General features: G+C 63.8%; 8 protein-coding genes. All 8 read right to left on the bottom strand.

The features are described 5' to 3' along the window. On the bottom strand, positions 1 to 90 hold a 90-nt coding region (locus tag BLV60_RS28845; protein WP_038111923.1), incomplete at its 3' end, for a GTP-binding protein. A 119-nt stretch (positions 91 to 209) separates the two neighbouring features. Beyond that, complete coding sequence (fusA, locus tag BLV60_RS28840) at positions 210 to 2,309, bottom strand: elongation factor G (protein WP_093058727.1); 2,100 nt, start codon at positions 2,307 to 2,309, stop codon at positions 210 to 212. Between the two features lie 96 nt (positions 2,310 to 2,405). Next, positions 2,406 to 2,879, bottom strand: coding sequence for a 30S ribosomal protein S7 (rpsG, locus tag BLV60_RS28835; protein ID WP_013543947.1), 474 nt, complete (start codon positions 2,877 to 2,879; stop codon positions 2,406 to 2,408). Positions 2,880 to 3,030: 151 nt separating this feature from the next. Continuing rightward, a complete protein-coding gene (gene rpsL, locus BLV60_RS28830; protein WP_013543948.1) occupies positions 3,031 to 3,408 on the bottom strand; it encodes a 30S ribosomal protein S12 in 378 nt (125 codons plus the stop codon). A 205-nt stretch (positions 3,409 to 3,613) separates the two neighbouring features. Beyond that, positions 3,614 to 4,783: a D-alanyl-D-alanine carboxypeptidase family protein gene (locus BLV60_RS28825; RefSeq protein ID WP_093058726.1), complete on the bottom strand. Its 1,170-nt coding sequence runs from the start codon at positions 4,781 to 4,783 to the stop codon at positions 3,614 to 3,616. Positions 4,784 to 4,823: 40 nt separating this feature from the next. After that, positions 4,824 to 5,456 carry an alpha/beta hydrolase gene (locus BLV60_RS28820; protein WP_093058725.1) on the bottom strand — a complete coding sequence of 211 codons (633 nt, stop codon included), beginning with the start codon at positions 5,454 to 5,456 and terminating at the stop codon, positions 4,824 to 4,826. A gap of 36 nt (positions 5,457 to 5,492) precedes the next feature. Next, positions 5,493 to 5,846: a (2Fe-2S) ferredoxin domain-containing protein gene (locus BLV60_RS28815; protein ID WP_093058724.1), complete on the bottom strand. Its 354-nt coding sequence runs from the start codon at positions 5,844 to 5,846 to the stop codon at positions 5,493 to 5,495. Positions 5,847 to 5,897: 51 nt separating this feature from the next. After that, complete coding sequence (locus tag BLV60_RS28810; protein WP_093058738.1) at positions 5,898 to 7,025, bottom strand: VanZ family protein; 1,128 nt, start codon at positions 7,023 to 7,025, stop codon at positions 5,898 to 5,900. Positions 7,026 to 7,039 lie beyond the last annotated feature (14 nt).

Raw genomic sequence — 7,039 nt, 5'->3', positions numbered from 1 at the left:
AGCCGTCAGCGTCGTCTTGCCGTGGTCAACGTGACCGATCGTGCCCACGTTCACGTGCGGCTTGGTGCGGGTGAATTTACCTTTTGCCATTTTTCAATCCTTGAAAGAGCAGTGCCCGTGATTGGGTTTTATGTCTGCACCGCATTGCTGGTTCCCTCGCCACGGGCAGCGAGGGGCACACGGTCGCAGACAGATTCGAAATTGAATACTTACTTGGCGCGGGCGGCCACGATGGCTTCGGCGACGTTACGGGGAGCTTCGGCGTAGTGCTTGAACTCCATCGTGTACGTTGCACGGCCTTGCGACATCGAGCGAAGCGTGGTCGAGTAGCCGAACATTTCCGACAGCGGCACTTCGGCCTTGATGGCCTTGCCGCCACCGACCATGTCGTCCATGCCCTGCACCATGCCGCGGCGGGACGACAGGTCGCCCATCACGTTGCCGGCGTAGTCTTCAGGCGTTTCGACTTCCACGGCCATCATCGGCTCGAGGATCACGGGGTTGGCCTTGCGGGCGCCTTCCTTGAAGCCGAAGATCGCGGCCATCTTGAACGCCATTTCGTTCGAGTCCACGTCGTGGTACGAACCGAAGTGCAGCGTGACCTTGACGTCCACGACGGGATAGCCCGCCAGCACGCCTTGCGTCAGCGCTTCCACGACGCCCTTTTCCACCGCGGGGATGTATTCGCGAGGAACCACACCGCCCTTGATGGCGTCGACGAACTCGAAGCCCTTGCCGGCTTCCTGCGGCTCGAGCTTCAGGATGACGTGACCGTACTGGCCCTTGCCGCCCGACTGGCGAACGAACTTGCCTTCGGCTTCTTCGACGGTCTTGCGGATCGTTTCGCGGTAAGCCACTTGCGGCTTGCCCACGTTGGCTTCCACGCCGAATTCGCGCTTCATGCGGTCCACGATGATTTCAAGGTGGAGCTCGCCCATGCCGGCGATGATGGTCTGGCCCGATTCTTCGTCGGTCTTGACGCGGAACGAGGGGTCTTCCTGAGCCAGGCGTTGCAGGGCGATGCCCATCTTTTCCTGGTCGGCCTTGGTCTTCGGCTCGACGGCCTGCGAGATCACCGATTCCGGGAACACCATACGCTCAAGCGTCACGATCGCCGTCGGGTCGCACAGGGTTTCGCCCGTGGTGACTTCCTTCAGGCCCACGCAGGCAGCGATGTCGCCAGCGCGGATTTCGTTGACTTCTTCGCGGTTGTTGGCGTGCATCTGCACGATACGGCCGATACGTTCCTTCTTGCCGCGAACCGGGTTGTAGACGCTGTCGCCCTTGGTCAGCACGCCGGAGTAGACGCGCACGAAGGTCAACTGGCCCACGAACGGGTCGGTCATCAGCTTGAATGCCAGGGCCGAGAACTTCTCGTTGTCGTCAGCCTTGCGGATGACAGGCGCTTCGTCTTCGTCCAGGCCGTTGACCGGGGGAATGTCGGTCGGTGCGGGCATGTATTCGACGACGGCGTCGAGCATGGCTTGCACGCCCTTGTTCTTGAAGGCCGAGCCGCACAGCATCGGCTGGATTTCGCCGGCGATGGTGCGCTGGCGAATGGCCTTCTTGATTTCTTCCTCGCTCAGCTCGCCGCCTTCGAGGTACTTGTTCATCAGCTCTTCGCTGGCTTCAGCAGCCGCTTCGACGAGCTTTTCGCGGTATTCGTTGCAGACATCGACCAGGTTGGCGGGGATCTCGCCGTACTGGAACGTCACGCCCTTGTCTTCGTCCCAGATGATCGCCTTCATCTTCACGAGGTCGACGATGCCCTGGAAGTGCTCTTCGGCACCGATCGGGATCTGGATCACGACGGGGTTGGCCTTCAGGCGGTCCACCATCATCTGGCGCACGCGCAGGAAGTCGGCGCCGGTGCGGTCCATCTTGTTGACGAACGCGAGACGCGGAACCTTGTACTTGTTGGCCTGGCGCCAGACGGTTTCCGACTGGGGCTGCACGCCGCCGACGGCGTCGTACACCATGACAGCGCCGTCCAGCACGCGCATCGAGCGCTCGACTTCAATGGTGAAGTCCACGTGGCCGGGGGTGTCGATGATGTTGATGCGGTGTTCGTCGAACTTGCCAGCCATGCCCTTCCAGAAGCAGGTGGTGGCAGCGGACGTGATCGTGATACCGCGCTCTTGCTCTTGCTCCATCCAGTCCATCGTGGCGGCGCCGTCGTGCACTTCACCGATCTTGTGGTTCACACCGGTGTAGAACAGGATACGTTCGGTCGTCGTGGTCTTGCCAGCGTCGATGTGCGCGGAGATGCCGATGTTGCGGTAGCGCTCGATGGGGGTCTTGCGGGACATGATTTACTTTCGGGTTGAAATGCGTTGAGCGCTGGGCCCCGAGCACGGGCACAACGCCCGACACTCAGCACCCAACGCCCAAGCGAAGTTTGATTTTTAGAAGCGGAAGTGGCTGAACGCCCGGTTGGCTTCTGCCATGCGGTGCACTTCGTCGCGCTTCTTCATGGCGCCGCCACGGCCTTCCGTAGCTTCCATGAGTTCGTTGGCCAGACGCAGGGCCATCGACTTTTCACCGCGCTTGCGGGCAGCTTCCTTAATCCAGCGCATCGACAGGGCGAGGCGACGGACAGGGCGGACTTCGACCGGCACCTGATAGTTCGCACCGCCAACGCGGCGCGACTTCACTTCGACCATCGGCTTCACGTTGTTGATGGCAACGGTGAAAGCTTCGAGGGGGTCCTTGTCCGGATTCTTCTTTTCGATGAAGTCGAGAGCACCGTAAATGATGCGCTCGGCGATCGCCTTCTTGCCGCCTTCCATGATCACGTTCATGAATTTGGACAGCTCGACATTGCCGTACTTGGGATCCGGCAGGATTTCACGTTTGGGGACTTCGCGACGACGTGGCATTTTTCTAACCTCTTTGCTTCAGTTGGCACCGTTTCCGGCACCGCGAGAGCCAGTCAGGACTCTCACTTACTCGACCCGACAGTGGGTCACTTCGTTCGATGTGCCCGCCAAGGCCAACCGAACACCGTTTGTTTTTTGACGACAGGAAGGCTTAAGCCTTCTTGGGACGCTTCGCGCCGTACTTGGAACGCGACTGCTTGCGGTCTTTCACGCCTTGCAAGTCGAGCGAACCGCGCACGATGTGGTAACGCACACCGGGCAAGTCCTTGACACGGCCGCCGCGAACCAGCACGACGCTGTGTTCCTGCAGGTTGTGGCCTTCGCCGCCGATGTAGGAGATGACTTCGAAGCCATTGGTCAGACGGACCTTGGCAACTTTACGAAGCGCCGAGTTGGGCTTCTTGGGCGTCGTGGTGTAGACGCGGGTGCAGACACCGCGACGTTGCGGCGAGTTCTGCATGGCAGGGCTCTTCGAATTGATCTTTTCGACCGTTCGACCCTGACGCACCAGTTGATTGATGGTTGGCATGAATGAATTAGTCCCAAAACAACCCGGCCCTGGTTGCAAAACCGCCCTTGGTCCTTGACGTGACGCAAGGCAAGGAAGCCGGGAATAACGAAAACGTGAAACCCTTCGGAAATTTCCGAAAAGCCCACGAGTATAGCAAACGAGTCTGAAACGGCAAGGTCAGCCGCAGCGGAGAGCTGCCAATCGCCTTGCCACCCCTTCGGATTTACTTGATCCAGAGCCGCACGGCATCCCATGCGCGGCCGAATATCCCTGCCTGCTCGACGGCCTCCAGGGCGACCAGGGGCACGTCGGCGACCGGCTGGTCGTCCAGGGTGACCTTGAGCGAACCGACGGCCTGGTACTTGGTGAACGGCGCCACCAGCGGATCGGGGCGCGACACCTGCGTCTTGATCTTGCTGGCGGTGCCGGCGGGCACCGCGACCACGATGGCTTCCGGGCGGCCCAGCTTCAGCGTGTTCGCCTTGCCCTTCCAGACGGCCGGGGTGGCGGCCGGCTGGCCGGCGTCGAACAGGCGAACGGCGTCGTAGGCCGTGTAACCCCAGTTCAGCAGCTTCTGCGACTCGTTGGCGCGCACGGTCTCGCCCGTGGTTCCCAGCACGATCGACAGCAGGCGGCGGCCGCCGGTCAGGTTGGGGAAATCGCGCTTGGCGGTGGCGATCATGCAGTAGCCGGCCGCCTCGGTGTGCCCGGTCTTCAGGCCGTCGACGGTCGGGTCGCGGAACAGCAGCAGATTGCGATTGGTGTCGTTGGTCGACGGAGTGCCCGGGTAGCGGTACTTCTTGATCGCGTAGTACTTGGCTTCCTCGGGGAAGTCGCGCACCAGGCGGGTCGCCAGAATGCTCAGGTCACGAGCCGTGGTGGTGTGGCCGGGCGCCGTCAGGCCTTCGGGGTTCTTGTAGCTCGTGTTCTTCATGCCCAGCGCCTTGGCCTGGGCATTCATCATCTCGACGAAGTGCTCGACCGTGCCGCCCACGCCTTCGGCCAGCGCCACCGTGGCGTCGTTGCCCGACTGCACGATCAGGCCCTTGATCAGGTCTTCCACCGGCACCTGCATCTTGGGGTCGATGAACATGCGCGAACCGGGCATCTTCCAGGCGCGCGGGCTGACCGGCAGCGTCTGGGTCAGCGTGATCTTCTTGGTGCGCAGCGCATCGAACACCAGGTAGGCAGACATCAGCTTCGTGAGCGAAGCCGGCTCGACCGGGCTGTCGATGTCCTTCTGGGCCAGGATCTGGTTCGCGGTCACGTCAAGCAGCAGGTAGCTGCGCGCGGCGATTTCAGGCGGAGCCGGCACCTGGGCGGCGGCGATCAGGCTGACGGATGCGGCGGCGGTAAAGACCAGCGCGCGGAGCGCGCCAAGAAAACGATTCATGGGGAGTTTGGAAAGAGACGAAAACAAGCCTGCGAGGCTTTCAAGCGATGTCCGCGCGCAGATGACGGACCACGAGACTTTTGAGCAGCGGCAATTGTCCGTGAAAGAAGTGGCCGCCCCCGGGGACGACTGTGACAGGAAGTGACTGCGGCCGCGCCCAGTCCATCACGGCGGACAGCGGCACGGTGTCGTCGGCTTCGCCATGAACCACCAGCATGCGCTCGTGCGCCTCGGCCGGCAGCGTGGCCACGGTGTTGCGCGCGGCGGCCGTGCCTACCAGCACGATCTGGCGGATGTCGCGTTCGGTCCAGAGCTTTGCGGCGGCACCGGTCGCAACGAACGCGCCAAAGGAAAATCCGGCGATCGCCAGCGGCCCCTCGGGCGCGAGCTGGCCGACGACATTCAGCATGTCTTCCAGCTCGCCACGCCCTTCGTCGTGCACGCCTTCGCTGGCGCCCACGCCGCGGAAGTTGAAGCGCACCGTGGTCCACCCGCTGGCGACGAATGCGCGTGCCAGCGTCTGCACCACCTTGTTGTCCATCGTGCCGCCGAACAGCGGATGCGGATGGGCGATTACTGCGATACCGCGCGGGGTGCCGGCAGGCTGGTCGCGTTGAACCTCGATTGCGCCGGCGGCGCCCTGGAGGCTGATCTTTTCGGTCTGGGAATTCATTGGCGCAAGGTACGAGCGGAGGGTCGGCGGAAAAGTTCAGCGTCCGACATCGGGAGGCAGCAGCAGCCGCTCGACGACCTGGCCGTTCTTCAAGTGCGACTCGACGATCTCGTCGATGTCATCGCCATCGACGAAGGTGTACCAGACAGCCTCGGGGTACACCACAGCCACCGGCCCGCCCGCGCAACGGTCGAGGCAGCCGGCCTTGTTGACGCGCACCTTGCCGGGCCCGGATAGCCCCGCCTCCTTGACCTTCGCCTTGCAGCGGTCGAAGCCTTCCTGCGCGTTGTGCATGGAGCAGGAGTCTTCGCCGTTCTTGCGCTCGTTGAGGCAGAAGAAGATGTGGCGGCCGTAATAGCCGGACGGCGCGGCGGGGGAGGAGCTGGGCATCGGCAGATTTTAGTGACCGCCCCTTGGCCCCGTGTCGATACCTTCAAACGTTCAGACCGTCGCAGCAGCATTGGGCCGGCCCCGGCGCGACAGAGCGACCACCACATACGCCAGTACCGCGAAGGGCCAGGTCCAGCCCAGCCACTGCGCCAGCCCGTGGAAGCGGATGAAGCGCCCCTGCTCCCAGGTGGCCAGCGTCTGCGCGAAGTACGCGCTCTCGGGCGCCTGGTTCAGCAGGCTCAGCTGCAGCACGAGCCCCACCAGCAGCAGCGCCGCACACAAGCGGCGCGGCGCGAACAGCAACAGCACGCCAGCAAAGAACGCCGCGGCCATGCCGACCTGCACAGGCAGGCCCAGCCACGCCCATGCGTGCTCGGGCCCATAGCTCAATGCCGCCGACAGCGCCGAGGCCGCGATGCCGGCCAGCAGCGTCAGCGGCAGCAGCACCGCGCGCTGGACCACGGAGCGCGCCACCAGATAGCCCAGCAGGCACGGCACCAGCGCGCCGAGCATCACGCACAGCAGTTCCACCGCCGGCACCAGCGGCTCGAGCTCGAACTGCCGCAGCGGCAGCCAGTCGATGAAGGGTGTGTCAAGCAGCCATTCGGAGATCGCCACTTCGAGCCGCTCGAACACCTGCCCCAGCCCGAAGGTGACGGCCGCCGGGAACAGCAGCGCAAAAGGCCACAGCGCGAGCAGCACCAGCGCGCCGCGCGAGTCCTCGGTGAACCACTGCGAACGCGCGCGGCTCCAGTGGGCAACCGCGCCCAGCCGTTCCAGCCCCGCCGCCAGCACGGCACCAAGGACCGCACCCGTCGTGTTGAACCCCAGGTCCACGTTGGAGGGAATGCGCGCGGGCAGGTAGCTCTGCAGCGTCTCCATGGCGAACGAGATTGCCGCCCCCGCCACGGTGGCGCGCAGCACCGCATGCCAGACGCTGGTGGCCGGGCGCGTACGCAGCACCGCCAGGGCGCACAGGAAGCCGAAGGGCACGTAGCCCACCACGTTGATAGCGAAATCGAAGCCCGTCCAGTACTTGGGCCAGGGCGCCGACAAGTAGGCCCACGGCGCGATCCCCTGGTCGCGCCAGTCGGCGAACGGATAGAGACTGGCGTAGACGATCAGCGCCGCGTACGCGAGCGCCAGGGGGAGCGCGGCGGACTTGTGCGGCCTCTCCACCGTGTGCACCGGGC

Source organism: Variovorax sp. YR634 (assembly GCF_900106655.1).
GTDB lineage: Bacteria > Pseudomonadota > Gammaproteobacteria > Burkholderiales > Burkholderiaceae_C > Variovorax.
Note: the sequence above shows the minus strand (reverse complement) of the source record. Positions and strands in the feature narration are given on the sequence as shown.